Below are 26,729 nucleotides of genomic sequence, written 5' to 3' on the forward strand. Positions count from 1 at the left end.
CCGTTCGGGCGGAGTTTCGTGGTCGCGCTCAAGGGCAGGAGCCGCACAGGAGGTACCCCCCGTGGAGACCCAAACCATTGTCATCATCGCGATAGTTGTCGTGGTCGCGGTCGTCCTCGCCGGAGGAATCGCGTTCGCCGCGCGGTCCTCGATCCTTCCGGCCCGGCGCACCGCCCGGCTCAAACAGCGCTTCGGCACCGAGTACGACCACACCGTCGAGGTCCACGGTGACACCGCCGTCGCCGAACAGGACCTCGCCGAACGGCTCGACCGCCGTGAGGGCGTCGATCTCCGCGAACCCACCGACGAGGAACGCAGGGCCCACGCCGACACATGGGCCTCCGTACAGCAGGGGTTCGTGGACGACCCGGTCCGCGCCGTGCACGACGCCCGCGGCCTGGTCGAGACCATCATGCGGGACATGGGCTACCCCGACGTCCCGACCGTCACCACCGACGACGACGGGTTCGAACGCCTGGCCAAGGCCCTGTCCGTGGACCACCCGACCGCCGTCGCCGACTTCCGCCACGCCCACGCGGCCGGCCACCTCGCCGAGGCCGACCGGGAACAGACCGAGAGTCTGCGCGAAGCGCTCGTGGCCTACCGCGGTCTCACCGACTCACTGCTCGGCAGGCTCCCACCACGTGAAGAACCCGCGCCCGCGGGCGAGTCGCCCGTCGAGAACGCCACGGAGGAGGGCCGGTGAGCGGTTCGGATCTCTTTGAAGGGTCCGGGCGCGGAGCCCGTTGGACCCTGCGCGCACACCACACGAGGATTCCACGCCCGGGTCAGGAGGCACCAGCGATGGAGAAACCGAAGGAACCGGCCGACACCCCGAAGGACTCCACTTCCGCCGACGAGGGCCCGTGGATCCCCGCACCGGAGCACGTCGACCCCTCGACCACCGAGGTCGAGGCCCAGGTGAAGGACCCGGAGCCCCTGCCCAAACGCGAGCCCAAGAGCGGCGCGACACGGCGTAAGCGTGTCCCGGCGGCACAGAAGCGTCCTTCACCCGGCACCGAAACCACGTCCACACCGCGTTCCACGCCGGAGAGGCCCCCGTCCCCGGGCCGGCCCTCGAACCGGGACGGGAAACCCTGGCGACTCCGCCCCCGAGGGTTGGCGAGCTCCGGAATCCAGGACCGTTGGAAGGAGGTGCAGATCGGCTTCGTGGACGATCCGCGCTCCTCCGTGGTCGAGGCGGACGCTCTGGCGGCCGAGGTCGCCGAAGCCGTGGTCGCGGCCCTGGAGGAACGTCGCACGGCACTGCGCGCCGCCTGGGACGAAGCCGAGGGCGTCGACACCGAGGCCCTGCGGTTGGCCCTGCGCGACTACCGCTCCTTCGTCCGACACCTCGCCGGCGACGAGGCCTGAAATCCCCTGCCCGGCAGGGCCTCGACCTTCGGTCGCCGGCCCGCCGGGCGGTACCATCTGTGGCGGATTCTCCCCCGTCCACGTGCCCCCGCCCCTCCGGAGAACGCCGTGTGACGGGCTCGCCCCAGACACGGAAACGGACGGCATGGACGCTGACGAGACCCAGGTCATGAGCAGGACCGCCGAGTTCACCACCTCACACGGTTGGGAAACCGCGGTCCGAGGGCGCGTGGCCGCCGCCGTCGACCGGTTCACCGGGCCTCTCACCGAGCTCGCCGAACGCGACGCCAACGACGGTGACACCAGGCTGTTGGTCGCCGACTTCTTCGACGTCGGACTGAACTTCAGCAAGTACCGGGACATGACCACCGAGTACCGCACCGGTGGTGACTCCATCGACTACGCGATCATGCTGGAGGGTTCGCTCTTCGCCCCGGTCGAGGTGCGGCGGATCGGCCAGGACCTGGACCTGCGCAACATCCGCGTGTCACGACGGTTGGCCGCCGACGAGGGCGCCGAGTGGATCTACCTGACCAACGGGCGGGTGTGGCGCGTCTACCACCTGCGCCCCGACGGTGACGGACACCGGCCGATCCCGGTCGTCGACATCGACCTACTGGACCAGGACGCCTACGACCGCAACGTCGACGGTCTGTTCCACATGACCCGCTACGCGGTGGAGCACGGTCGGTTGGACGCGCTGCGCCGTTGGCGCGAGGCCGCCGACGCGGGTCCGGTGGCGCGGACACTGCTCAGCGACGAGGTGGTCGCGGCCGTGCGCGGTCGGCTGCGGGAGAAAGCCGAACACCCCGGGCACCTCGGTGAGGAAGAGGAGATCCGCCGTGTCCTCACCGAGGAGGTCATCCCGCGAGGACTGATCGGCTGACCTGGTCGGATCCTGGTCATGACGTGCCCTTGGAGGAAGGCCTCCGGTCACTCCAGGGGGACGTTCATGACACGGTCGTCACCGTCGGAGGGCGAACCCCAGGCGTCCAGGTTGCTGCTGGTCAACCACAACGCGTCGCCGTCGGGGTGGGCCAGTACGGTGCGCAGTCGGCCGAACTCGTCGACGAGGTGGGCCTCCGGTTCACCGATCTCGCCCCCACCCGTCAGTGGGATCTCCCAGAGTCGCGCGCCGCGCAGGGAGGCCACCCACAGGGAGTCGCCCGCGATGGCCGCGCCGCTCGGTGAGGCCTCGGCCGGTTCCCAGGTGAGCAGGGGGTCCGTGAACTCGTCTCCCCCGCCGGGCCCCTCGACGATCGGCCAACCGTAGTTGTCGCCCGGCTCGATCAGGTTGACCTCGTCCAGGGCGTCCTGGCCGAACTCGGTGGCGTACAGGTTCTCCTCGTCGTCCCAGGCCAGACCCTGCACGTTGCGGTGACCGTAGCTGTGGACGTGGTTGTCGAAGGGGTTGCCCGGGGCCGGCTCACCGGCGGTCGTCATCCGCAGGATCTTGCCGCCGAGCGAGTCCGTGTCCTGGGCGTTGTCGGTCTCCTGGGCGTCACCGGTGGCCACGTACAGGTGGCCGTCGGGACCGAAGGCGATCCGGCCGCCGTTGTGGGTGTCCGCGGCGGGGATGCCGTCCAGGATCACCTCGGCCTCGCCCAGATTCCCGGACTCCTCGTCGTAGGGGGCCCGGGCCACGCGGTTGTCCGAGGAGGTCGTGTAGTACACGTAGGCGTAGGGCTCGTCGGGGAACTCCGGATCGATCGCGAGCCCCAGGAGCCCGCCCTCGCCGCCGTGCGCCACCCCGTCGATGGTTCCGGCCTCGCTCACGTCGCCGTCCGGGGTCAGGTGGGCCACGACCGCGGAGTCCCGCTGGGCCACGAGCGCCGAACCGTCGGGGAGGAAGTCGATACCCCAGGGAACGTCCAGGTCCGTGGCCAGGTCCCGGGGTTCACCGAGGTCGCGGGCTCCGGCCCCGTTCGAGCCCGTCGCCTCGCCCTCCTGGTCGCTCATGTTCCGGGCATCCCCGTTGGAACAGGAGGTGACGAGCAGGACGGTGCTCAGGAGGGCGATGGTGTTGGTCGTCGTTCTTCGGGATCCGATGGGCGTGGATATGCGATCCATGTCGCAACCCTGCCCACTGAGTGCGCGGGTACGCTCACCGATCGTCGGACCGCTCGATGTTCTCGTATCCCTGGGCGATCTCCTCCAGAAGACGCTCGACGTCGGTGAGCAGCGCGCTGTACACCGGCCAACGCTCGTCGTCCCACTCCCGACGTCCACGTTCACGCATCCCGTCCAACCTGCTCAGGACGTCGTCGACCATCTCCGACAGGTCGTCGGAGACGACACTGCGCGCGGGTTCCTCCTTCTCGTGTACGGCACGGAAGATCTCCGAGGCCCGTTCCAACAACGGGGCGAGCTCCCTCAGGAAGGCGTCGTCGGGCGCGGTGAACCGGGAGCCCGAACGTGTGGTGGTGCGGAGCGTGCGGATCAGGGACTGCACGTGCTGTGAGGATCGGCTCATGGCCTGGATCCAGTCTCGATAGATGTCCAACTGTTCCGTCGATGTCCTCTCACGCACCAGGAACCGCCGTGGGTTGAACCGCAACCGGTCCTCCTGGCGGTGGATCGACTCCAGGGCGTTGTCGACCGTCCCGTCGAGCCCGTCCGCCGCCTGACCCCAGTGGTCCATGTCCAGACCGTCCTTGCCCCGTCGCAGCCCCTCGGCGATCTCACCGGTCAGGGAACGCAGACTGTCGGAGAAGTCCAGGACGGCGTTCTCTGCGTCACGGAAGCGGACCGCCGGAGCCAGGACGAGGTTGGTCAACAGGGCACAGCCGGCGCCCACGCACACCATCAGCAGGAGGGACCCCAGGTCCGGGACCTTGGTGGCGGTGCCACCGGCCAGGGCGAAGGCCGCCACCACGGAGACCTGCGTTCCCTGTTCACCGAAGAACCTCGCCTGCCCGATGATGAGGGCCACCAGGACGACCAGCGCGAACACCCATACGGTGGGGCCGAGGGTGAGTCCGCTGCCCCCGGCCATCAGGGCGCCGGCGAACACCGCCGCCACGTAGCGACCGGACTGGAGCACCGACCCGTACACGCTGGGTCGGACGACCAGGAGCGCGGTGAAGGGGGCGAAACCGATCTGGGTGGATCCTCCCAGCAGTCGGCCCACCACGTAGGCGAGGGTCGCCGCGATCGCGCACTTGAGGATGAGGACGGCGGTCTCACGCTCGAAACCCCGTCTGCGGTAGGCCCGGTCGATCCCGCGCTTCAGTCGATCCCAACGACCCTGAGCCATTTCGCTCCCCCCATGGTCACCGCCCGTACGGTGGCCACTATTACCCGAGGGAGGGTGGGAGCGAACCCCTGTCAAGGGCGATTCAGGGACGGGCCCGGGGGATCGGGTCGGTGTCGGACCATGACGAGGACCCCACAGGACCAGCCGAGCAACGGTAGCCGTTCCCACCCCGCCCGGGTCTCCAGGTCCTTGATGAGGGCTTCCACCGCCAGGCAGTGGTCCTCGGGCAGGGAGGTCTGCCGTGGCTGCCGGGCCAGGTCGTCCACCACGTAGAAACCACCCGGGTCCACCAGGGACAGGGCCTCGTCCAGGTGGGTGAACTTCCCCGGGCGAGTGTTGGCGAAGACCATGTCGTACCCGGGGCCGTCGTCGGTGGCGCGGTCTCCCAGCCACTCACCGCCGTCGGCCTCGAAGATGGTCACACGAGGGTCCAGGGTGTGGTGTCGGCGGGCCACGCCCAAGCGCTCGGGATCGTTGTCGAGGGTGTCCAACCGGGCGTGTTCGTCCATTCCGGCGAGCAGCCACGCGGTACCCGCGCCCGTCCCGGTGCCGAGTTCGAGGAGGCGACCACCGGGTTTGGAGGCCGCCAGGGCCCGCAGGAGCTGTCCGACCGCTTCTTCACAGGAGATGCTGAAACCGAGGCTTTCGGCGTCGGTCTCGATGGCGTCCAGGGTGAGTGGACGTTGCTGCGTCGCTGTCACAGGACACTCCCTGATCGGTGCGGCCGGGACCCCAGGCTAAGCCCGGGTGCCGCGTCGATCCAGGAGGTGGGAGAGGTGACCGCCGGAATGGTTCCGTCCTCACCACTCCGGCGGCCGGGACCGCTCTTCTCCACCTGGGAGGGGGCGCCGGAGGACTGGGCGCCGGGTGGAGCGAGGGTCGGGGCCTGATGCCCGAACGCCATTCTGTCTTTTTCGGGACCACCGGACCACCGATCAGTCGGCAATCCCTCACGCGTTCTCGTAGATCCCGTTCAACCGGTCCATGTCCACGATGACGACGTTGCGGTAGCCGGACACCAGCAGTCCCTCGGACCGGAAGCGGCGGATGGCGTTGCCGACCGCGTCGGTGCGCGCGCCGATGAGCTTGCCGAGGTCGGTGTGGGAGAGGCGGACCCCCAGGTCGACCCCGTTCGGGGTCGGGGTTCCATGGCGGTCGGCCAGTTCGATGAGCACCCGGGCCAGGCGCGCCTCCACTTCGTAACCGACGAACTCGGCACGGTGGCGGTCGGCCCACTCCAACCGTTCGGCCATCATCGTGATCAGCGCGCGCCAGGCCTCGGGATGTTCCTCCAGGAAGGCCTCGAACACCGGGTGGGGGAAGGTCCGGACCGACAGCGGGGAACACGAGGTGACCGTGGCGATCGGAGGGGTGCCGCGGAACATGCTGAGTTCGCCGACGAGGTCTCCGCGCACCCGGATGCCGAGCATCGCCTCCGTACCGTTACGCATGACCGAGGTGACCTTCACGCAGGCCGCGTCCCCGTTCCGTCCTTCCGAGGGCGGTCCGAGGAGCATGATCTGCTCGTCCTCGTCACCTTGGGAGATGAGGACCTGGTTGGCCGGCAGGTGGCGGGCCGGCGCCAGTGACAGGAGCCGTTCGGCGGCGAAGACCCCGATCCTGGACATGAAGGTGCCCATCGGCCAATCGGTCATGCGTCCTCCCCCTCGCTCCCCCTTCATCATGCCCAGGAGACCACCCGATCGCGCGAATCAGCACGGAAACCGAGAAGATTCGTGACCTTCGTCGCGAGAGGGGTGTGGGGCGGTGAGCCTCCGTCCAGGCCCACCGCCCCACGTCTCTCCCGGGCCCCTCGGTCCCCGGTCACCTAGTTCCGCTGACGATATTTCTGGGCTTGAAGGGCGATCTCACCCTCGAAGTCGGCCCGTTGCCTGACCTTGTCGGCTCGTATGCGCTGTTCGCTCTCGTTGCGGTCGGCCTGCTGACGGACCTCCAGCCTCCCGATGTCCCGCTCCGTCTCCACCTGAAGTTCCTTACGCCGCACACGAATGGCCTGGTCGTGGCGCTCCCGATGGAGATCGATCTGTTCGGTGTACAACTCGTCGTATTTGCTATGGCCTCCGAACAGCTTCGTGAGAACCGGGAACAGGTCCACCGCGGCCAGCAGCATCCGCAGGAGGACGACACCGAGCATCACGTAGATGCTGCCCTTGGACAGGGTCCCCAGGGCCTCCATCTCCTCGATGACCCCGTGCTCCCCCTCTTGGGCGGCCCGATCCGCCACCTTCTCCTCGATCAGTTCGGCTCGCCCGGTGGCGAAGTCGGCGGTGGAACTCCCCGCCGCCGACGTGAGGGTCTCCACCTCGGCGTTCAGTTCCAGCAGGTCCGCCTGATGGTCGTCGAGCCGGCTGTTCTCCGCGAACTCGTCGGCCTCAGAACGCAACCGTTGACAGTTGACGCCCTCACCGGACCGACCGGTGAGCCCGTCACCGGAGGAGCCGTTGCACTCCATCCGAGCGAGTTCCTGTTTCTCCTCCAGCTGTTCCTGGAGCGTGTCCACACGCTCCTGCACCCGGCCGCGCTCGTCGGTGGTCGCGGTCAGCGCCGTCTGATCCGCGGTGAGCGTGCTGCCTCCGACGGTCAGCAGGAACTCCTCCGTACAGTCGGGGTCCGTACTCTGTTCCCCGGAAACGGGATTGCAGCGCTCCAACGCGGACCGGAACCAGGCCGACTCCTGTTCCCGATCGACCTTGACCTGTTGTTCGATGGAGGGACGGAAAACGTAGAGCAGCAGTGGTTCGGCGACGACCAGGCTCACCAGCAGGGCGAGCAGGATCCGGCCGGTGAAACCTCGAAGGCGGCCGCCCTTCTTCACTCCGTGCATGGTCGAGAGCATCCAGCAGTCGAAGACCAGGATGAGCCCCGCCCAGAACAGGGACGCCAGGATCAGGAACGGCCACGGCGTGGGAGTGAACCTCTGGAGGGCGACGAAAACCGCGATTCCGGCCATGGAGGATGTCGCCAGTACCACCAGACCTTGAAGGGTGTAGCGAGGGCGTTCCTCCGGGATGAGGGAAAGGAGCTCCTCGTCCACTCCGGTCAGGCGGCGCAACAGGAGACCGAAGCGTTCTCGAAAGGTGCGCTCCGCAGGCTCGTGTCGGTCACCACCGTTCCGCGTCGGGCCCCGATCCCGTTCCGTGAGGCGAGTGAGCGTACTAGCCGTCATGGTCGTCCTCGCTCAGTCCCTGGGCGTAACGGCGATTACCCCGATCCGCGGGTGCCGCCCTCCCGGCCTCCGACCCGGTGCTCGCGGGAGGCTCCGTCTCGTCCCCGTCGGTCGCCTCGGCACCGGAGCCCGCCTCCAGTTCACCGTCGACGGCTCGCTGTGCTCCGAGCTTCCTCCCCCTGCCGTCCGCCGGCGCCTCATGGAAGGGCAGGAGATCGGGGTGGACGAACCCCACCGCCTCGGCCGTGGTCATGGAACCGTCGACGTACTGCTCCTTGAACGCGGCTTGGGCCAGCCCGGCACGGATCCGAAGTTTCTCCCGATCGTCCTCGCGATCCCATGACTCGCGACGCAGCGCATCGTCCCTGCGCTGTTCCTCACGGCGCAGTGCGTCGGCGCGCTCCCGTTCCTCCCGAAGCATCCTCTCCTCCCTCTCAGCGGTCTCCTTCTCCGCTTCGTGGGCGAGAGCACGTTCTCGTTCGACGGTGATGCGGTGGGCGACCTCGGTGGAATCGATACTTCCTTCAGCCAGTGCCAACATCACCGCGTTGATGGTGTCCTTTTGGACGGCCTCGCTGAGGCCGGCCATGATCCTGTGCGTGTGCTCGGTGACCTTCTCCTTCATGAGGTGGTCGTGGTCGGTACGTGCGACCTCCACCTCCTGTTCGTGACGGGTGGTACGCCAGGTCCCGCGCACCTGGCGCAGACTGTGCGGTGTGAGCACCTCGGTTCCGACGTACTCGATCCGCATCCCCCGTACCTCGGGCGGGGACAAGTCGATGAAGGCCTTGACGTGGCTCCACACCAGCTCACGGACCTCGTTGATGTCCTCCAACCTCAGGTGCTGTGCGACCTGCGGCAACTTGTCATAGCGCCGCATGTATCCGCTCAGGAAACGGTGTGCGTCCCCCCTGCCCTGGGTGACCACCGTGACCGCGTCCAGAACCGTGCAGGAGAAGGTCGTTCGGACCTCGAAGTCATCGTCCTCCATGGACGGGATCGTCAGAGTGACGACGACGGTGACGTCGTGGCTGACGTCGATGAGACTCACGTGGTCGGCTTCGACCACACGGTTGTCGTCGAGGGGTATACCTCCGTTGTCGACGTGGAAGGCGCCACCGCTGCGATAGACGAGGGTCTGGTGGGCGGCGGCCTGGGGCACTTCCGCCGGATCCCGGCGACGACCACCCAGCCCTAGAAATCCTTGGCGGCCTGGTCGCTTGAGGACCCGTTGTTCCACGACGGGGTATCCGGGCGACTTCATGTGGTTGTCACCTTCTCGGTCAAGGGGGAAACAAAAGCGTCTTGCGTACCGGCGGAGGCTCCATCCGCGCCGAAGATCCCACTGAGGACATCGAGGACGGCGTCGGTGAAGGAGTCCGTGTCCTCTCGCCGTCGCGCGATGCTGGCGACACTGGCCAGGAAACCGGGATACTCCTCCTCCGGGATCCGTCGGGACAGCTCGACGAGCAGGTTGCGGGCGTTCCTCTGGGCATCGTTTCCGTTGCGCTGGAGCGCGCGAAGCGCAGCCAGCAACGAGTCGATCGCAGGACGGCGTGTCCGACGGTCACGAATGGTCTCCGCCCACAGGGCGGCCACCTCGGAGATCTGATCGGGAGCGAGCATGATGTGGCGGGCCACCGCCGGTTCCGCGTCGGTCTCCTCGTCGTTTCGCGCCCCCATGGCCTCGGGGTTCGGGGGATCTCCGTGGCCGGCGCCGTGGTCATCCGTTCGCTTCGACCCTCGTTGCTCGTTCCTGCCGGGGTCCGCGTCCCCCGGCAGGTCCTGCGGCGTGTCATCGGATTCGGCCGTGTCCGGCGCGAGAGATTCGCTCGTCGGAACCGTGAGCAGGGAGAACGCTGCGAGCAGCAGAGGTTCCCGCTCCTTGCGACGAGGGCTGAAACGATGCGCGTGGGCCATCTCATCGCCGACGAAACGCACCAGGGACCGGCCGCCGGCCCCCCGGTCGAGGAGACTGCCGAAGAGCGCTCCCACCGCGAAGGCGGCTTCGACCCGCTGACTCTCCTCGGGGTCCAGGACCAACCCCAACAACCGATTGGCCGCCTCGATCGGGTAACTGACGCCCAGTTCGCCGCTCCACACCTGGATCGCGGTCTCCCTCTGGTGCTCGCTCCCCTGAAACAGCCAGCGGTCGACGGTGCGCAGGACCGTGGGCGTGAGTCCGTGGGCCGACTCCATGCACATGAACCACAGCGCGAACACACAGGCCTCACGTCCAGGAACGTCCGACTGCCGTGACCACCGGTCCAGGTAAAGGTCGTGCACCTCGTCGAAGGCGAAAACCGCCAGGGCCGCCAAACCCTTTGCGAGGTGCACTCGCCTGACGCGGTGACCGATCGCGGACCCGATCCAGTCCTGGACGGCGTCCCAGAAGGTCACGTCGTAGCGTTCCCACACCTGCCGCAGAACCTCGGGGCCGTCCCCGGCCTCCGTGAAGCACGGAAACCGGCGGACCATCCAACCGTCATCCCGGTATTCGACACGGAAGAGGTGATGTTCCGCGTTACTACGACGCCTCCGATGCATGGGGAGCCGATCGGGGCGTGCGACTCCGTCCTTCTCCGGCTCGTCCTCCTCGTGGGAAAAGGCCCTCTTCAGGCGAGCGTTCAGGCGATGGGCAAGGATTTCGTAGTCCCGTTCCCGGATGTCGGGGAGCAGGCTCAGCGCCGTGGCCTCGGCGATCTCGAGCGAATCGGGATCGGACTCGAACCACTCCTCGACACGGTCGTGGGAAGAGGAGCGAAGAACCCTCTCGACTGCCTCACCCGGAGGATCACCCTTCGCCATCCCCTGAGCGACGGCGACCAGATCGGCGACCGGGCCGTCCCCGGGCAGCAGATTCACCACCGTTTCCACGGCCTCGGCGAAATCGTCGGGGGACCCCGTCCCCAACCGCTCACACTCCTGATCCAGGTGTCGGCGGACCACCTCGCCGACGGAAGGACGCGTCCAGGTGAAGACGGGCGCGGCGGAGCCGAGGAACGAACCCGGGTCACAGGTCAGGATCAGATGTGCTCTCGAGTCCTGAACGTGCCGGATGAGGATCGACCACAAGTACTGGCGCTCGGCCGGGGAGGATCGGCGATCCGCTCCGAACCAGTCCAAGACGATGTAACCCCTGCCGGGCCTGAGCTCGTGCCCGGACAGCGAATCCAACGTCTGGCTGGGCGAGAGCACGGTGATCTTGTCGCACTCGACCAGTGACAGCAGACGGATGGCGCCTGTTCGCTTACCGGATCCGGGCCCACCGGCGAGGACGAGGACCTGCTGCTCCTCCAGGAGCTCGAAAGCCTCACCGAATCGCTCAGGGGCGGCGAATGTGTCTGTGACGGCCTGGACCTCGTGGCCTCTGAGGGGCCCGGTGACCGAGGTCCGCCCTCCGTTCGGAGTTCGTTCCTCCGTGTCGGCGGTGCCGAAGACACCGTTCTGGGCGTTGACCATGCCGTAGAAGACATTGGTGACCCGGCTGCGCTCCAGCCTCTCTTCAGAGCGGTCGGACGCGGTTTCCGTGTGCGCGTCGAAGGACGGTACCTCGTACGGCCCCGGAGACGGTGGATCCGGTTGGTGTGGTGAGTCTTCGGCCGGCTTCTCCGGACCGTGGTCTCTCTTGGATTCCGTGGACGCGTCGACGTCCTGTCCCTGTGCGTCGTCGGGGTGGTGGCTCACTCACGCCTCCTAGTAGCGCACACCGAAGGTGGCGTTCGAAGCGTCGACGTCGCCGTGTACGACATTGGTGACCGCGGAGGACTCACGATGTCCCCGTCCGGGAGCAGAACGTTCCGGTGCGGCGGGGACCGGGGCCGTAGTACGCGTGGCGCCGTCACCGCGGTCGTCGGCGTGGACCTGTCCGGAGACCGGGCGCTGACCGGGAACGTGCACCCACACCGGTTCCTCGTACTCCTTGTTGCGAACGGTGGTGAGCACGAAGTCCTCGGGGCGCAGGCGCGTGTGTCCTTGGGACACCACGTCCTGATGGACCGGAGCGGTGACCGCCACGACGAGGTCGGCACCGGAGCCCTCAAGAACGGCACGCAGGGCGTCGCTGTCCACGACCCGGGCGGCGGTGACGATACCGTTTCCGGAGTAACCGGACGCGGAGTGGACGGCGGAACCGTGATGAACGACCATGCGAAGCCGTAGGCGCCCGGCCTCCGTCCGATTGTGATTGTGGCGGCGTAGGGCGTACTCGACCTCGGGCACGTACCGGTCCAGAAGATGGGTCTCTTGCGCGGTGGCCGGGAGAACCGCCATCTCACCGTCGCCTCCAGGGGCGATGTGCCACTCCTTGCGGTCGAGACCGCTGTTCACGGCGGCGATGCCCAGGAGAGCGGGAATGGCCTCCTGGAACTGATGTTGGGTCAGCTCGTCGGAGCCGCCGTATCCCTTGGCATCGCAGGTGACGATGACACGCCGTCCGAACTCGGGGGTCTGGGGCATTTCCTCACTACTTCCGACATGGAATTGGGATGCTGACAGTGTGGACCGCGACGCATGCCCGAATCCCTGATCAGTCAGAGATTCGCATACGCTTCCGCGTGAGGAGCCGCACAGGGCGGAACACGGAGCAGTCCGGGATCAGCCAGAGCGGGGAGAGGTGCAATACGCAGGTAATTACTTTCCAGAGAAGGAGGAAACGTGGAAACCCGCGGGGAAGACGGTATCGAATCAGCCCTGGCCGTGGTGACGTTTTACCAGAACAACGTCGCTCAGGCCGACACGAAGATCGGCTTCCTGTGCGTGGCTCAGGTCGGCTTCGCGATGGCTCTGGTGAACGGAAAACCCCCCGCCACACCGGACTTCCTACCCACCCTGATACCGCTCCTGGCCTGCTCGTTCGCCTTTCTCGCCTCCGGGTATCACCTGTTCAGGGCACTGCGCCCCAGAATGCGATTCTGGGACGAAGGAAGGATGATAGGAGGTTTCCTGACACCTCGACCGAAAAACCCACTGACCTCCGACGAGGTGTGGCGAATGGCGGAAGTACTCTCCGGAATCGTCAGCGCCAAGAACTGGCACATCCAGCGCTGTATCCCGTGGCTGGCATTCCTGCTCTCGCTGATCGTGGCGAATGGATTGTCAGGCATAATACTCGGTTGACCAGGATCAAGCGCTCTCATACACCGCGCGCAGTTTGTCCATCTCCACGATGATGACACGACGATACCCTGGCAACAGAACCCCTTCCCTGTAGAACCGACGCAGGGCGTTGCCAACGGCGTCCGTGCGCGCACCGATGAGTTTGCCCAGGTCCGTCTGTGTCAGACGCACCCCCAGGTCCACCCCTTCGGGGACGGTACGGCCGTGTCGCCCCGCCAGTTCCACCAGGACCCGAGCGAGTCGGACGTCCACCTCGTAGCCGACGAACTCGGCACGGTACCTGTCAGAGGTGGCGAGCCGATCCCCCATGACGGCTCCGACCGCCTCCCACGCGTCCCGGTGCCGTGAGAGGAAGTCACGGAAGGTCCTATGGGTGTAGGCGCGGACGGCCATCGGCGTACATGCGACCACCGTGGCGCTCGCCCCGCTCCCACGGAACATGCCCATCTCCCCGACGATGTCGCCATGGACCCGGATCCCGAGCATCACCTCGGTGCCGTTGCGCAGCACAGAGGTGACCTTCACACACGCGAACTCTCCGGGCTCCATCGGGCACAGCAGCAGGATCTGTTCACTGTTCTGGCCCTGTCCGATCAGTACCTCGCCCGTCGACACACGGCGGGGCGGGACGAGTCCGAGTAGACGTGCGGCGGTGTCGGGCTCCACCCTGTCCAGGAATGTATGGGCCGGCCAGCGGTTCGGTGTCATCACGGTCCTCCGGCAACCCATGATGCCCGTTCGGTCTCCGCGAGGAAGGTGTGTCCGCTGATTCCGTGGCCTCCTTCACCGAAAGAGCACGCCGGGGCCCGGGGTTCCGGGCCCCGGACCGTCATCGTCGGGCCGGTTCGCGCTCCCGCGGTTTCCGGGTCAGGGCGACCACGGCGACCGACACCACCGCGACGAGCACGAGAGTGCCGCCACCCGAAGGAGATTTCACGAGTGACGTCCGGCGTGGTGAGTAGGACGCCGGGCAGGCCGAGGGACCGCACCGGCGAGGACGCTGATGCGGCGATCGGAAACCACAAGGGTCTGGCCGCCGCCAGAGGGCGGTCTGCTCTTCCGTGAGCGGCATGGACACGAGTCAACCGCTTTCGAGGCCGTCTCGCCAAGGGATTTTCCGGTGGGGGTCCGAAGCCGGCACGGCGGAGGCACGGAAAGGGCCGGCACACGGTCGTCGTAGGCTTCCCCACGACCCCCAGCAGACGAGGTTCGTATGTGTTTCCTCCGGCGGCTACGGCGATCCCGGCACGAGCCGGGAACTTCCGTGTCACCCGAATCCCCCGCCCCCGAGTCGTTGACGGGCGAACTTCCCGCGCACTACGACCACGTGGTGCGTATCGGGGTGGAGGTCGAACCTCGGGACGAGTCGGCCTTCCTCGCGACGGTGGGTGGGCGCCCCTGGCAGACACAACACCTGGGCGAGGGCCGGTACGACGTGCGTGTCGCGGTCTCCGGTGTGGCACTGGGCGCCACGCGGGCGGCCCTGGCGGAGTTCCAACACGCGCTGTCCAAGTCCGGGACGAAGGTCCTGGTGACCTTCGCGGCCCGACCACTGCACACTCCGTCTTCGTCACGCCGGTACCTGGTGCTCCCCCGGGACCGGATGCCCCGGTGGGAATGGGCGGCGGCCCCCGTCCGTGTCCTGAGGTCGTGGCGTTCCCGGGGGACCATCCAGGCGTCCTCGCTCGCCGAGGCGAGGTCGATGCTGGACGACTTCGTGAACCGCAACCCCGAGGCCGGACCACCCGATGGACTCATGGTTGTAGGCCCACCGGACCCGCCCGGCGCCACGTCCCCCGCGGGGGACGGAAGGGGTTCGGCGGTGAGGGACCCACTGGACGACCGGCGTTTCCTCCCGATCGTGACGCTCATGATCTTGGCCGTGGGAGGAGTGGTGCTCTTCGGACTGTACGTCTCCACGTGGCGACCGGAGGGGAACCTGTTCCCGGTCGTCATCGCCTCACTGCTCGCCCTGCCCTGTGGGTTCGGGGTGTGGCAGATGTTCCGCCACATCCCGGAAGGTCGGATCAACACCTGGCTCCCCTTGGGGCTGACCGCCCTGGTCCCGCCCCTCACCATCGCCCTGAGCACCGCCAACCAGGACGCCTACCTGGAGGCGTTCGGGATCTCTCCCGGGGACGTGGTGACCAGTGGTCCGGGCCGGCTCTTCGCCTTGGCCGGCTTTCTGCCGGTGCTGGTCGTCCTCCTCGTCTCGCTGGGGGCTTTCGGTCTCCTCCGCTACTTCCACATCGGTACCCCGGGAGCATCGTTCTTTCCACGGCTGATGGTGGTCCTCTCGGTCTGTCTGTACGGACTCGCCACCTTGTACGTACTCCTCACCACCATGAAGGGGCCTTTGGAGCAGGGCTCCCAGGTCGGTTCCGACCACGTCGCGCACTACCGCTCGGAGGGTGGCGCACCACGTGGCCACGTGGGGATCACCCCGTCCGTCGTGTGCGTGGAACCGGGTGATGATCCGATCCAACGGATCGGACCGCCGCCGACCACGGACCGACCTGTGCTGTACTTCGACGGAGCGAACGACGTCGACCTCTTGTGGGACCGCGAGCACGGCCTCACCAAGGTGCCCCGCTTCTCGGCGAGTCTGACCCCCGTGCCCGATCTGAACTCCGCCTGCCCCGAACCGGAGTCCACGGATCGGGGGTCCGCCGGTTGAGGAGGCTCCCCGCCCATCTTCACGTTCTCCCGGTCGGGGGGTCTTCGACGTGCTAGAACTCTGGTGGCGGTCACCACGGCACCGCCGAACCGACCACTCTGACCCGGGAACGAGTCGGGTCGCGCCGCCATCCCCCGGGCGGCGCGATCCCGCTCTCAGGTCCGGATCGGCTCAGGGCACGCGGTGGAGGCCGCCGAGCGCGGCCTCCGCTCCTCCCTATCGGTCGAGGTGTTCGTCGACCCAGGCGTCCAGGGGCCGGTCCTGGATGGCGGCGGCCATCAGCTCTGGGAACACGTCCGGGGTGCAGGCGAAGGCCGGGACACCCAGTTCGGCCAGGGCGGCGGCGTTGTGGCGGTCGTAGAACGGCGCGCCCTCGTCGGACAGGGCCAGCAGCACCACGACCTGGACGCCGGCGGCCTTCATCGCCGCGACCCGCTTGAGCATCTCCGCGCGGACGCCCCCTTCGTAGAGGTCGCTGATGAGCACGAAGATCGAGTCGGTGGGGCGGTCGATCAGCCCCTGGCTGTAGGCGATGGCCTTGTTGATGTTGGTGCCGCCGCCGAGCTGGGTTCCGAACAGGACCTCGACGGGGTCGGTGAGCTGTTCGGTGAGGTCCACGACGGTGGTGTCGAACACGACCAGAGACGTCTTCAGGGTGCTCATGGACGCCAGCACGGCACCGAAGACGCCGGCGTAGACGACGGAGGACGCCATCGAACCGCTCTGGTCGACGGCCAGCACGACGTCCTTCTGCACGCCCTGGCCACGACGCCCGTGGCCGATGAGGGTCTGCGGGATCACCGTGTTGTGCTCGGGCAGGTAGTGCGCGAGGTTACGGCGGATGGTGGCGTTCCAGTCGATGTCGGCCACGCGCCGGGGACGGTGGGTCTTGGTGGAACGGTCGATCGCGCCCTTGATCTCGGAGCGGGTCTTCTGCGCGACCCGTTTCTCCAGGTCCTCGACGACCTTGCGCACGATCTCGCGGGCGGTCTCACGCGCCTCCGCGGGCATCACCCTGTTGAGGGAGAGCAGCGTCCCGACCAGGTGCACGTCGGGTTCCACCGTCTCCATCATCTCCGGCTCCAACAGCATCTGCTGCAGCCCGAGCCGTTCCATGGCGTCGGCCTGCATCACCCGGACGACGGAGGAGGGGAAGTACTCGCGGATGTCGCCCAGCCAGCGGGCCACTCGTGGCGCGGAACCGCTGAGGTCGGCGCCACGACCACCGGATCCGCCTGCACCAACGCCGGAGGAACGGCCGGAGCGGTTGTACAGGGCGGCCAGGGCGGAGTCCATCGCCTGATCGTCGCCGGACAGGGTCGCGCAGTCGGACTCCTGCCCCAGCACCAGCCGCCAGCGGCGGGCCCGTTCGGTGGTCTGGGCCTCGGTCTTGGCGTTCACGCACCGCTCCTTTCGAGTAGTCCCAGTACCGCGGCCACGGCGGGCGCCGCCCGATTCACGTCGATCGGCCGCCGTTCACGGCTGTCGGTGACCCCACCGCCGTCGATCCTGGTCACCGCCGAACCGATCTCCTGACGTTCGGCGGCGTCGAAGGCACCGAAGGTGCGACGGAGAAGGGGCAGGATCGCGGTGAAACGCTCCTCGGGCAGGGCCAGCAGCCAGGTGTCGATCATGCCGAGCAGTTCTTCGTCGTGGACCAGGATCAGCCCGCTGCCCTGGAGGAATCCCTCCAACCAGGCGACCGCGTGGGCGGGTTCGGTACCCGGGGACATCACCAGGCCGAGCCTGCGGCGAAGCTCGGAGGCGTCGACCCGCCCGGTGTCGGACAGGATCCGGTTCACCCGACCGGCGATCCGGCCGGGCACGTTGTCCCGAACTGCGAGGTCGGCGAGGGTGTCCAGCCAGGCCGTCAAGTCGTCGTCGAGCAGGGTGGCGGCGTTGTGGGTGCGGTCCAGGGCCTTGACGAAACGGGCCGCGGCGTCGTCGTCGAGCCCGCGCACGGCCGGGACCAACCCGGCCCGGACCCGGGCCAGGATCTGCTGGGCGACCGTGCGCAGATGGCCGCTGTCGGTTCCGCGCACGTCGCCGTACCGGGTGGAACGGGCCAGCGGCGGCAGTGCGGACATCAGGTGGGTGATGTCGCTGTCGGTGGCGGCCTTGTCGGTGAGCAGGGCCAGCACCTCCGGCAGGGCCTCGCCCAGTTCGGCGAACAGACACTGTTCGGTCAGAGCGGTGAGGGTGGGCAGTTCGGCGTCGGCCGCGATCTCCACCACGCGGGCGGTGGCCGCGGACGCCACGGTGGTCCCGTACGGGGCCGCCTCGATCAGCGCCACGTCCATCTCGGGTTCCCAGCGCAGTCGCCAGCTCTCCCGGAACGTGCCGCGTTGACCACCGTCGGGCGTGCGCGGCACACCCCATTCGACGCCCAAGAGCCTGAGCCGGTGCAGCAGCACACTGCGTTCGCGCAGGCCCTCCTTGCGCAGGTCCAGATCGAGGTCGCGGTCGAACGCCTCGGCCTTGAGGCGGAGCCGTTTCTGCGCGGCGATGAGGTCACGCTGCAACGGCACCATGGGGGTCTCCGGTGGCACGGAACCGAGCCGTTCACCGATCGCCATCCGCCCGTGCACCAGGGCGGCGCGCGTCTGCTCACCTTCGCAGAGGACGGCGGTGGTCGCCTCGGCGACCTCGTCGAGTCCGGCGAGCGGTCGTCCGCGCAGGACGGCCAGGCTCTCGGCCAGCCGGACCCCCTCGATCACGTGCGAGGAGGACACCTGCTGCCCTTCCTCCCGCAGGAGTCGGGCGGCCGCGGTGAGCCACCGGTGCACCGGACGGTCCGTGGCGGTGAACAGGTGGTGGTACCAGCCCGGGGAGGTCACCCCGGCTCCGTAGCCACTGGCTGTGGCGAGCCGCCCATGGGTCCAGGGCACCCAGGTGGCGGTGGTCTTCACCTTGGGCAGCCCCTTGAGCAGGGCGGTGTCGCCCTTGATCGGGTAGTCGCCCAGATCGCGCAGGGCCGGTGCGTGCCAGGCTCCACAGACCACCGCGATCCGCTCGTACCCCTGTTCGAGGGCACCGCGCAGGGTCTGGCGCATATACGCCTCCCGGCGCGCGTTCCGCCCCGTCTCGGGCCCGGACTCGGCACGCACGGCGGCCATGGCGTCGGCGATCGCGGGAAAGGGCGAGGGCTCGCCCTCGGCGCGCTGCTCCACGACGTCGTCCCACCAGCGTTCGGCGTCGTCGTAGCCGGCGGCCTCGGCGAGTACCCCCAACGGGTCCAGTCGCACCCGTGGTTCCTCCGCCCGTTCCGGAGCCTCGGCCGGTTCGGGGTTCTCCGCCTGTTCCGGGGACGGGGCGGATTCCTCGCCCGCGGTCTTCTCCCGCTGTTCTTCGCCCGCCTCGGCGCGGGCGATGCGTTCGGCGATGGTGTGGGCCGCGGGCAGGTCGCAGAACCGCACCGGCACGTCGTTGTCGTGGGCATGGCGCAGGGCGGCCCACTCCGGGGAGAAGCTCGCGAACGGCCAGAACCCCCAGCCCTCGCGCGATCGGACCGAACCGGCCTTGGGGGTGTCGGCCAAATGCACCAACAGCGCCACGGGTGGTTCGAGCCCACCGACCAGGGAGGTGATGGAGTCGGCCTCGGGCGGCCCTTCGATCAGCACCAGGTCGGGCTTGAGCTCGTCCAGGGCGGCCCGCACGGCCCGGGCCGAACCCGGGCCGTGGTGGCGGACACCCAGGACACTCACCTTGGAGGTGTCCACTCGGGGTCGTCCCATCAGGCGCCCACCTCGCGGCAGGCCTGGTAGAAGTCGTTCCAGCCCTCGCGCTCGCGGGCGACGGTCTCCAGGTACTCGCGCCACACGACCCCGTCGGCGACACGGTCCTGCACGACGGCCCCCTGGATACCGGCGGCCACGTCGGAGGGCCGCAGCTCCCCGTCGCCGAAGTGCGCGGCCAGGGCGATGCCGCTGGTGATCACCGAGATCGCCTCGGCGGTGCTGAGGGTGCCGCTGGGCGACTTGACCTTGGTGGTGTTGTCCTCGGTGACACCCGAACGCAGTTCCCGGAAGACCGTCACCACGCGCTGGATCTCGGTGAGGCCGGCGGGCACATCCGGCAGTTCGAGCGCGCGGCCGAGCTGCTCCACCCGCTGGGTGACGATGCGGACCTCGTCCTCTGCGCTGTCCGGGACGGGCAGCACCACGGTGTTGAACCGGCGGCGCAGCGCGCTGGACAGGTCGTTGACGCCCCGGTCGCGGTCGTTGGCGGTGGCGATGATGTTGAAACCGCGCTGGGCCTGGACCTCGATGCCGAGCTCGGCCACGGGCAGGGCCTTCTCCGAAAGAACGGTGATGAGGCCGTCCTGCACGTCGGAGGGCATGCGGGTGAGTTCCTCGATGCGGCCGATCGACCCGCGGGCCATCGCGTTCATGATGGGGCTGGGCACGAGCGCCGCCTCGGAGGGCCCCTCGGCGAGCAGACGGGCGTAGTTCCACCCGTATCGGACGGCCTCCTCCGAGGTGCCGGCGGTGCCCTGGACGAGCAGGGTGGAGTCACCGGCGATCGCGGCGGCCAGGTGCTCGGACAACCAGGTCTTGGCGGTACCGGGCACACCGATGAGGAGCAGGGCACGGTCGGTGGCCAGGGTCGCCACCGCGATCTCGACGACCCGACGGGAGCCGATGTACTTCGGGGTGATCTCGGTGCCGTCGTCGAGGGTGGTGCCCAACAGGTACCGCGTGACGGCCCACGGGGACAGTCGCCAGCCCGGGGGGCGCTGACGGTCGTCGACCTTGGCCAGAGCCTCGAGCTCCGAGGCGTAGGTCTGCTCGGCGTGGGGGCGCAGCGCGCTCGCGGAATCGGTGCTGAGTGCGGTGGTGGTCACGAAAGCTCCTTGTGCATGTCGAGGCGGAATCGGAGGGTGTCGCGGAGGCGGAGGTGGTCGTGCGCCTCCTCCTCGTTGGGCGAGGTCTCCGGAAGCAGGTCCAGGTGTTGGGGTGGCATGTACTCGGCGGCGATCACACGGAGTCGCCGCTGGGCGTGTGTGTCCGTGGGGCTGCGGCGATCGGTCGATCGGCTCAGGACGTCGACGACGTCCGCCGCCAGTTCCCGGGTCCACGGGGTGGCGAGGGCCGTCAGGACCTGGCACAGGGTGTTCCTGCCCTTGGCCCGACCGATGACCGCGCGGATCCGTTCGCACCGTTCGTCCACCGGCAGCGGAGCGAGCAGCTGTCGGAGCCGCTGTCGTTGTAGATCATGGACCGACCCACCGACCATTCGGGCCGATCCGACGGTCGGGTGGTCGAGCACCGCTCGTGCCCAGGTGGCGTCCCCTCGCAGGCCCACCGCGTCGATGATCGCCTCCCGCAGAAGGTCGTCCTTGGCGACCCGGGTGAGGACCCCGTCCGGGGTGGTGTCGAGGAGTTCGGTCCACACGTCCAGCGGCGTGTGCGTGATGAGGACCTGGTGGCGCTCTCGGTGCTCGTCGTGGGGTCGTGGGTCCTTGACGCGCGACTTCGCCTCGGCGGCCACCAGGGCGAGGTCCCGCAGGAGTTCCGGGTCGTCGGGGTCGACGTTCTCCAGGTGTACGGGGTTCGGGGCGTCCGGGACCACGCGCAGCCGGCTGCGCAGATATCCGCGCAGCCGATGGGCGTGCGCGCCATCGGTGAGCCCCATCAGCAGGGACAACGCACGTCCTCGAACACCGGCGTTGCCGTCGTCCAGGGCCTGGTCGAGCAGGGGTTCGTCCTCGGGCTCCAGTGTGGGCTCGAGGGCCTCCAGGAGGTCGCGCCGCACCTCGCCACGGCTCTCGTTCGGCCAGGTTCGCAGGAGCAGGTCACGGCCTGCGGCGGGGTCCTGGGCGCGGAGGGCGGACAGCGCACGGCGGCGTCGCTCCGGGGTGCCCCGATCCCAGTCGGCTCGGTCGAAGGTGTCTTCGGGCATCGGTTCCGCGGTGATGAAGGACCAAGGTTTGTTGAAGCCGGCCAGCCAGACACCGCGCGTTCCCACGGCGGCGGCCACGGCGGGCCGCAGACCGCGGTCGCGGGCCGCGCGATCGAGCAGGACGGGGATCCGGGAAGGGGGCACGCACCGACCGGAGTGGACGAGCAGGTCGAGCCACTCGGCCAGAAGCTCGGGACGGTCGGCGAGGATGACTTCGAGGCGGTGGGCCGCGGCCGCGCCGATCTCGGGGAGGGGATCGGACGGGTCCGGGTCGACGGGAGTGGCGGTGTGCGCGGTGTACCCCGCCCTGGCGCGGACCGTCTCGACCACGGCGAGGTCGAGCAGCGCGGCGGCGTTCTCGGAACGTTCGGGCGGTCCGGACGAGGCGGGCACGGTGCGTCGTGCCGTTCCGACCAGAGCGGTGGAGACCAGCCGTCCCCAGTCCGTACCGGTGTTCGCATGGCCGTCGGAGGCGTTGGCCTCGTGGTCGGGGGTCGAGGGTTCCTGGTTCACAGGGCGATGGCCCTTCCTTCGTCGTCCCACAACGTCATGGGGGCCAGTCCGGCCTTGGGCGACCATTCGGCGGCCACGGTGGTGGGCCGTCCCCCGCTCGCGGCGAGGAACTCCCAGAGGGTTCCGGTCTCCAACGGGAGCGCGGCACCGTTCCGGTCGGCCATGTACCAGCCGTTGCCCGCACGGGCCGCAACGGCTTGGTCCAGTACCACGGGCCATTCCTCCAGCCACGGGTCGTCGGCCAGGGCGGCCGCGTGCGAGTCCAGGGCCTGGTCGATGCCGCCGCCCGCCGGTGGGGTGCAGGCCCGTTCGGTCATCCGGTCGGTCCGTACCGCCCGTCGTCCGTCCGGGTGGAAGGCGAGTTCGCCCTCGACCTCGGTACCGGAGCGGAAGGGCGACTCCGGGGTTCGGCCCGTTCGCGCGTAGCTCAGGACCAGGGCCACACGTCCGCTGCCGGCCCCGTGCAGCCAGGTGCGACGGCTGCGCATGCCGTCGGGGGTGAGTCCGTCGTTGTGGCCCAAGACCCGCCAGGTGTCGCGGACCCGCTCACCGGAGGTGAGGACCTCCTCGGAACGGGTGCTGATGCCCACCCGCGCGCGCAGCACCGCGCGGGTGCGTTCGTCCACCTGTTCCCTGGCGAGGTAGCCGTCGACCAGCAGGTGGAGCATGCCCAGACGTTCCAGGAGTCGATCCGGCCAGTGGTCGCCACCGCCCCGTTGTGGCAGTTGGGCGACCAAGGACGCCGCTCCGGAGGCCTTGGCGTCCACCAGGCGTTTGGCCATACGGTCCCAGTGGTCGTAGCCCAGGCGCGGCACCTCGGCCAGACCGGCGTCGACCTGGTCGTGCAACCAGACCCGTAGCTCTTCCAGACCTACGGCGACCGCGTCCTCCCTGGCCTTGAGGGTGGCGGCGGCCTTTTGCGGATCGACGGGCGCGGAGACGGAGCCGCCGGTGGCGCGCGCGGCCCGGGCCTGCCGCCCGGAGAGCCACTTGGCGACCCACTCGGGCCGTTCCTCGGCCGGTTCCACCGAGCCCTGGCTCCACAGGGCCAGCAGCGCGAGGACGTGCTTGCAGGGGATCTTTCGGCTGGGACAACTGCACTTGTAGGCAGGGCCCTTGTCCCCGTCCAGGTGCGCAGCGGCCAGGTACGGCTTGGACCCGCTGCCCTTGCACTCACCCCAGACCGCTGAGGTCGCTCCGCCCTCGGCGGCGATCACGCCGCTCGCGGGCCAGGACCCGACCTTGGCCACCTTGAGAGCGGCCTTGTGGGATGAGGCGTCCGGTGCCAACGCCCAGACTTCGTCGGTACTCCATCGATCGCTCACACAGGAAACATTAGTGAGCACCAGTGACATTCCAGGGGGTTCGGGACAACTTCGGTCCGCCCCCGATGGCCGTCTCCCGGAGCGTCCCCCGCCCCTCCTCGAAAGAAGGGACGAGCGGGACGAAATCACTGGAAACGCCGAGGCGAATACCTATTGCCCTTTCTGTCACCGAAAGCCACAAAGGAATACGACGCTGTTGTGAGGACGCCGAAGCCGAACCTAGAATGCGACGACCGCGGTGGCCCATCCCCGACCACCGGTCCCCCGTTTTCCCGTATCTCTCCCCTCCCCATCACCACGGCAGTGTCACGACTTCTCGAAGGGAGGGAAGGGGGACCGTGAACCCTCATTCCCGGTCGCCCGTACACCCTGATGACCACGACCCGACCCGATGGAGAACGCGGGATATCCGCCCTCGCCCAAGGACATTCGGCCGAAGCCACACCTTTGTACGGAACGACTCCGCCCGGTGGACGCGACGACCTGTGGCGCAGGCTCCGCGAACGGCACGGACCCATCGCGCCGGTGGAGCTGGAACCGGGGGCCAAGGCCTGGATCCTGCTCGACTACCACGAGAACCTCACCGTGCTCCAGCAACCGCACCTGTTCTCCCGGGACACCCGTCGCTGGCGGGAGGTGATCGAGGGCCGGGTCGACCTCGCCCGTACCCTGCCCATGATGTCCTGGCTGCCCAGCGCGCTCTTCGCCGACGGTGAGGAGCACCACCGCCTGCGCGCTCCGATCATGGACGGCGTCGGCGGGATCGACATGTCCTCCATGGCCGGGACCGTGCGCGGCATCGCGGACGAGCTGGTCGACTCCTTCGTCATCCGCGGCGAGGCCGACCTGATCGAGGAGTTCGCCGCCATCCTGCCGGTCCTGGTCATCAACCGGCTCTTCGGTCTGGCCGACGGTTACGGACACATGCTCGGGGACCTGACCACGACCGTGTTCGGTGAGGACGCGGCCCGCGCCGAGGAGGCGGTCGAGCGCATGCAGCAGTACTTCGCCGGGCTGGTCGCCCGCAAGACCGAGCATCCGGGTCCCGACCTCGTCACCCGGATGCTCGAGCACCGGTCGGGGCTCAGCCCGAGCGAGGTCGCCTACACGGCCGCCCTCATCATCAGCGCCGGCCACATGCCCACCACCCACCTCATCGGCAACACCATGCGCACGCTGCTCACCGACGAGCGCATCCATGAGGCCCACACCGACGCGCGTCTGTCCACCCACGATCTCCTGGACCACGTCATGTGGACGGACACGCCCTTCCAGGTCCTGGCCGGGCGGATCGCCCTGCAGGACATGCGGATCGGCAGCGCGCGCATTCGCTCCGGTGACGCCCTCTTCATCGGCATCGACGCCGCGCACCGCGACCCGAACGTGCGGGTCGGCCACCCCGACCCCGACACCGGGTTGGCCAGCGGGCGCCGCGCCCATCTGGTGTTCGGGGCCGGACCGCACAGTTGCCCCGCCCGCTCGCTGGGACGGTTGGTGGCCTCCACCGGGGTGAACGTGCTGCAGGAACGGCTCGGTGGTCTGCGACTGGCCGTGCCACCGGAGGAGCTGTGCGTGGTGAACTCCCCGTTCCTGCGCGGGCTGCGTCGGCTGCCGGTCTCCTTCACCCCCGGACGACCGAGTGAACCGCCTGCCGTCCAGACCCGCCGGATGGAACAGGTGGCGGCCCCGGTGGAGGAGGAGGAACCCCCGGAGGACCTGCTCGGTCGCCTGCTGCGCTGGTGGCGCGGGCTGTGATCACGCGGCCGGGCCCGCGCAGGCGGAGCTCTTTGCTCAGACGCCGACGGGCGCCCGCGTCATGTCCCGGATCGGCCCGGCCAGTTCGTTCTCGAAGAATCCGAAGAAGCCTTCGGGGTCGGGCCCCGCGTTGATGAGGGCCAAGTGGTCGAACCCGGCCGACACGAAGGAACGGACCACCTCCAGGTGACGTTGCGGATCCGGGCCGTACCCGAACACGTCCGCCATGGCCTCCCTGCTGATCAGGGCGGTCGCCGCCTCGAAGTTCACCGGATTGGGCAGCTCGGACTGGACCTTCCAACCGGTGAGCCCGAAGCGGAACAGCTCACGGGCCGATTCCAGCGCGGTGCCGTCGTCGGCGGCCCATGCCAAGGGGACCTCCCCGAAGCAGGGGCCGTCGCCGCCCTGACCTCGGTAGGTCTCGGTGAGCGCCACTCCGGGTTCGGTCGCGAAGAGTCCGTCCCCGTACCGGGCGGCCAGACGTGCCGACCTCTCCCCCGACGCGGCCACGATCACCCGTGGTGACCGTTCGGGCAGGTCGAACACCCGGGCGTCCTCCAGCACCAGGTGTTCACCCTTGTAGGAGTGGTAGCCGCCGGACCACAACAGCCGCATGATCTCGATGGACTCGCGCAGCATCTCGTGGCGGGTGGTGACGTCGGGCCACCCCTTGCCCACCACGTGTTCGTTGAGACGCTCCCCCGCTCCGACCCCCAGTGTGAAACGCTCATCGGAGAGCACCGCGGTGGTCGCGGCCGCCTGCGCGACGATCGCCGGATGGACCCTGATGAACGGGCAGGTCACACCGGTGACGATCTCGATCCGTTCGGTCCGCTCGGCGATCGCGGCCAGCATGGACCACACGAACCCGGAGTGTCCGTGGCTGAACAACCACGGGTGGAAGTGATCGCTGATCTCGACGAAGTCGAATCCGGCGCGTTCGGCGCGCACCGCCTGTTCGACGATTTCCCGAGGCCCGTATCCCTCGGCGAAGAGCTTGTAGCCGACTCGCATGAGAACCCCCTCGTCCAGTGCCCTGACCGGGTCGGTCGCGACGGAAACACCGCCGACCGGAAAAACACCCCTCCGTCCCGGGACCGCGCTCCTCACTCCATGTGTGGCCGGACCGCCGGTCGGGCAGGGCGGCCCATGGGAGGGGAGGACACCATGAACCACGAACAACCGCCCGCTCAGAGCCAGCCGTACCCGGGCCGGACCGAACCCATGGATCCCCGGCCACGTGACGAGATGCGCGGATACGAGGGTCGCGGTCTCCTACGTGACCGCCGTGCCCTGATCACGGGGGGCGACTCCGGCATCGGGCGCGCCGTGACGGTGGCCTTCGCCAAGGAGGGCGCCGACTCCGTCTTCGGTTACCTCAGCGAGGACGCCGAGGCCCAGAACACCGCCGACCTGGTACAGGCGGAGGGTCGTAGGGCCGTGGGGGTCCGAGGTGACCTGGCCGACGAGTCGCACTGCGGCCACCTGGTGCACCGGGCCGTCGAGGAGCTCGGTGGGATCGACATCCTGGTGGAGCACGCCGCCACCCAGACCCCGGTCGAGAATTTCACCGACCTGACCACCGAGCAGCTGCGTCGGACCTTCGACGTCAACGTGATGGGG

At 68.7% G+C, this 26,729-nt stretch carries 22 protein-coding genes; 7 read left to right on the forward strand and 15 right to left on the reverse strand.

All coding sequences use genetic code 11. The features are described from left to right. Window positions 1-61: 61 nt before the first annotated feature. From K8V84_RS07140 to K8V84_RS07150, 3 genes are all read left to right on the forward strand, one after another. Entirely contained in the window at window positions 62-706 is a 645-nt protein-coding gene (locus K8V84_RS07140) for a hypothetical protein (RefSeq protein ID WP_304072010.1), read from the forward strand. Between the two features lie 98 nt (window positions 707-804). After that, a complete protein-coding gene (locus K8V84_RS07145) occupies window positions 805-1,374 on the forward strand; it encodes a hypothetical protein (RefSeq protein WP_304072012.1) in 570 nt (189 codons plus the stop codon). A 145-nt stretch (window positions 1,375-1,519) separates the two neighbouring features. Beyond that, window positions 1,520-2,260, forward strand: a complete 741-nt coding sequence (locus K8V84_RS07150; RefSeq protein WP_304072014.1) for a hypothetical protein — start codon at window positions 1,520-1,522, stop codon at window positions 2,258-2,260. Between the two features lie 47 nt (window positions 2,261-2,307). Here K8V84_RS07150 and K8V84_RS07155 read toward each other — a convergent pair whose 3' ends face one another. The 8 genes from K8V84_RS07155 to K8V84_RS07190 form a co-directional block, all read right to left on the reverse strand. After that, the gene (locus K8V84_RS07155) at window positions 2,308-3,444 is read right to left on the reverse strand and encodes a sorbosone dehydrogenase family protein (RefSeq protein ID WP_304072017.1); all 1,137 of its coding nucleotides are present in this window, start codon (window positions 3,442-3,444) and stop codon (window positions 2,308-2,310) included. 34 nt (window positions 3,445-3,478) lie between these two features. Further along, complete coding sequence (locus K8V84_RS07160) at window positions 3,479-4,630, reverse strand: aromatic acid exporter family protein (protein WP_304072018.1); 1,152 nt, start codon at window positions 4,628-4,630, stop codon at window positions 3,479-3,481. 71 nt (window positions 4,631-4,701) lie between these two features. Then, a complete protein-coding gene (locus K8V84_RS07165; protein WP_304072020.1) occupies window positions 4,702-5,331 on the reverse strand; it encodes an O-methyltransferase in 630 nt (209 codons plus the stop codon). A gap of 249 nt (window positions 5,332-5,580) precedes the next feature. Then, on the reverse strand, window positions 5,581-6,285 hold the full coding sequence (locus K8V84_RS07170) for a Crp/Fnr family transcriptional regulator (protein WP_304072022.1): 705 nt from the start codon (window positions 6,283-6,285) through the stop codon (window positions 5,581-5,583). 173 nt (window positions 6,286-6,458) lie between these two features. Next, window positions 6,459-7,703 (reverse strand): DUF4407 domain-containing protein, encoded by a 1,245-nt coding sequence (locus tag K8V84_RS07175; protein ID WP_304072025.1) that lies wholly within the window; start codon window positions 7,701-7,703, stop codon window positions 6,459-6,461. Window positions 7,704-7,806: 103 nt separating this feature from the next. Beyond that, the gene (locus K8V84_RS07180; RefSeq protein ID WP_304072028.1) at window positions 7,807-9,081 is read right to left on the reverse strand and encodes a hypothetical protein; all 1,275 of its coding nucleotides are present in this window, start codon (window positions 9,079-9,081) and stop codon (window positions 7,807-7,809) included. Continuing rightward, window positions 9,078-11,504: a hypothetical protein gene (locus K8V84_RS07185; protein ID WP_304072030.1), complete on the reverse strand. Its 2,427-nt coding sequence runs from the start codon at window positions 11,502-11,504 to the stop codon at window positions 9,078-9,080. The genes K8V84_RS07180 and K8V84_RS07185 overlap by 4 nt, the downstream gene beginning before the upstream one ends. Before the next feature lie 9 nt (window positions 11,505-11,513). Then, on the reverse strand, window positions 11,514-12,275 hold the full coding sequence (locus tag K8V84_RS07190; RefSeq protein ID WP_304072033.1) for a hypothetical protein: 762 nt from the start codon (window positions 12,273-12,275) through the stop codon (window positions 11,514-11,516). A 198-nt stretch (window positions 12,276-12,473) separates the two neighbouring features. Between K8V84_RS07190 and K8V84_RS07195 the strand changes: the two genes are divergently transcribed. Further along, the gene (locus K8V84_RS07195) at window positions 12,474-12,935 is read left to right on the forward strand and encodes a hypothetical protein (protein ID WP_304072034.1); all 462 of its coding nucleotides are present in this window, start codon (window positions 12,474-12,476) and stop codon (window positions 12,933-12,935) included. Between the two features lie 6 nt (window positions 12,936-12,941). Here K8V84_RS07195 and K8V84_RS07200 read toward each other — a convergent pair whose 3' ends face one another. Continuing rightward, entirely contained in the window at window positions 12,942-13,643 is a 702-nt protein-coding gene (locus tag K8V84_RS07200) for a Crp/Fnr family transcriptional regulator (protein ID WP_304072037.1), read from the reverse strand. 556 nt (window positions 13,644-14,199) lie between these two features. Between K8V84_RS07200 and K8V84_RS07205 the strand changes: the two genes are divergently transcribed. Continuing rightward, window positions 14,200-15,612 carry a hypothetical protein gene (locus K8V84_RS07205; protein WP_304072040.1) on the forward strand — a complete coding sequence of 471 codons (1,413 nt, stop codon included), beginning with the start codon at window positions 14,200-14,202 and terminating at the stop codon, window positions 15,610-15,612. Window positions 15,613-15,828: 216 nt separating this feature from the next. Here the strand turns inward: K8V84_RS07205 and K8V84_RS07210 are convergent, their stop codons facing one another. Genes K8V84_RS07210 through K8V84_RS07230 form a run of 5 tightly spaced genes read right to left on the reverse strand, consistent with a single transcriptional unit; the run spans window position 15,829 to window position 23,276 of the window. Then, window positions 15,829-17,013 (reverse strand): VWA domain-containing protein, encoded by a 1,185-nt coding sequence (locus tag K8V84_RS07210; protein WP_304072043.1) that lies wholly within the window; start codon window positions 17,011-17,013, stop codon window positions 15,829-15,831. Then, complete coding sequence (locus K8V84_RS07215) at window positions 17,010-19,346, reverse strand: DUF5682 family protein (protein ID WP_304072045.1); 2,337 nt, start codon at window positions 19,344-19,346, stop codon at window positions 17,010-17,012. Before K8V84_RS07215 ends, K8V84_RS07210 begins: the two co-directional genes overlap by 4 nt. Beyond that, window positions 19,346-20,455, reverse strand: a complete 1,110-nt coding sequence (locus K8V84_RS07220) for an AAA family ATPase (protein WP_304072048.1) — start codon at window positions 20,453-20,455, stop codon at window positions 19,346-19,348. The genes K8V84_RS07215 and K8V84_RS07220 overlap by 1 nt, the downstream gene beginning before the upstream one ends. Continuing rightward, the gene (locus K8V84_RS07225) at window positions 20,452-22,026 is read right to left on the reverse strand and encodes a DUF5691 domain-containing protein (RefSeq protein ID WP_304072050.1); all 1,575 of its coding nucleotides are present in this window, start codon (window positions 22,024-22,026) and stop codon (window positions 20,452-20,454) included. Before K8V84_RS07225 ends, K8V84_RS07220 begins: the two co-directional genes overlap by 4 nt. Then, on the reverse strand, window positions 22,023-23,276 hold the full coding sequence (locus K8V84_RS07230) for an SWIM zinc finger family protein (protein ID WP_304072058.1): 1,254 nt from the start codon (window positions 23,274-23,276) through the stop codon (window positions 22,023-22,025). Before K8V84_RS07230 ends, K8V84_RS07225 begins: the two co-directional genes overlap by 4 nt. Before the next feature lie 447 nt (window positions 23,277-23,723). Between K8V84_RS07230 and K8V84_RS07235 the strand changes: the two genes are divergently transcribed. Beyond that, the gene (locus K8V84_RS07235; RefSeq protein WP_304072052.1) at window positions 23,724-25,106 is read left to right on the forward strand and encodes a cytochrome P450; all 1,383 of its coding nucleotides are present in this window, start codon (window positions 23,724-23,726) and stop codon (window positions 25,104-25,106) included. Between the two features lie 36 nt (window positions 25,107-25,142). On the opposite strand, the gene K8V84_RS07240 is transcribed toward K8V84_RS07235, so the two are convergent. Further along, window positions 25,143-26,120: a TIGR03557 family F420-dependent LLM class oxidoreductase gene (locus K8V84_RS07240; protein WP_304072055.1), complete on the reverse strand. Its 978-nt coding sequence runs from the start codon at window positions 26,118-26,120 to the stop codon at window positions 25,143-25,145. 153 nt (window positions 26,121-26,273) lie between these two features. Between K8V84_RS07240 and K8V84_RS07245 the strand changes: the two genes are divergently transcribed. Further along, window positions 26,274-26,729: SDR family NAD(P)-dependent oxidoreductase (locus K8V84_RS07245; RefSeq protein ID WP_304072057.1), on the forward strand; the 456-nt coding region annotated here is incomplete at its 3' end.

This window comes from Nocardiopsis listeri (assembly GCF_020741345.1).
In the GTDB taxonomy this organism is placed as follows: domain Bacteria; phylum Actinomycetota; class Actinomycetes; order Streptosporangiales; family Streptosporangiaceae; genus Nocardiopsis; species Nocardiopsis listeri_A.

Bases quoted from the DNA above. Each gene is read 5' to 3' on its own strand.
- K8V84_RS07145 (WP_304072012.1), top strand. From the start codon at position 805: ATGGAGAAACCGAAGGAACCGGCCGACACCCCGAAGGACTCCACTTCC.
- K8V84_RS07150 (WP_304072014.1), top strand. From the start codon at position 1,520: ATGGACGCTGACGAGACCCAGGTCATGAGCAGGACCGCCGAGTTCACC.
- K8V84_RS07155 (WP_304072017.1), bottom strand. From the start codon at position 3,444: ATGGATCGCATATCCACGCCCATCGGATCCCGAAGAACGACGACCAAC.
- K8V84_RS07160 (WP_304072018.1), bottom strand. From the start codon at position 4,630: ATGGCTCAGGGTCGTTGGGATCGACTGAAGCGCGGGATCGACCGGGCC.
- K8V84_RS07170 (WP_304072022.1), bottom strand. From the start codon at position 6,285: ATGACCGATTGGCCGATGGGCACCTTCATGTCCAGGATCGGGGTCTTC.
- K8V84_RS07180 (WP_304072028.1), bottom strand. From the start codon at position 9,081: ATGAAGTCGCCCGGATACCCCGTCGTGGAACAACGGGTCCTCAAGCGA.
- K8V84_RS07190 (WP_304072033.1), bottom strand. From the start codon at position 12,275: ATGCCCCAGACCCCCGAGTTCGGACGGCGTGTCATCGTCACCTGCGAT.
- K8V84_RS07200 (WP_304072037.1), bottom strand. From the start codon at position 13,643: ATGACACCGAACCGCTGGCCGGCCCATACATTCCTGGACAGGGTGGAG.
- K8V84_RS07215 (WP_304072045.1), bottom strand. From the start codon at position 19,346: ATGGGACGACCCCGAGTGGACACCTCCAAGGTGAGTGTCCTGGGTGTC.
- K8V84_RS07235 (WP_304072052.1), top strand. From the start codon at position 23,724: ATGACCACGACCCGACCCGATGGAGAACGCGGGATATCCGCCCTCGCC.
- K8V84_RS07240 (WP_304072055.1), bottom strand. From the start codon at position 26,120: ATGCGAGTCGGCTACAAGCTCTTCGCCGAGGGATACGGGCCTCGGGAA.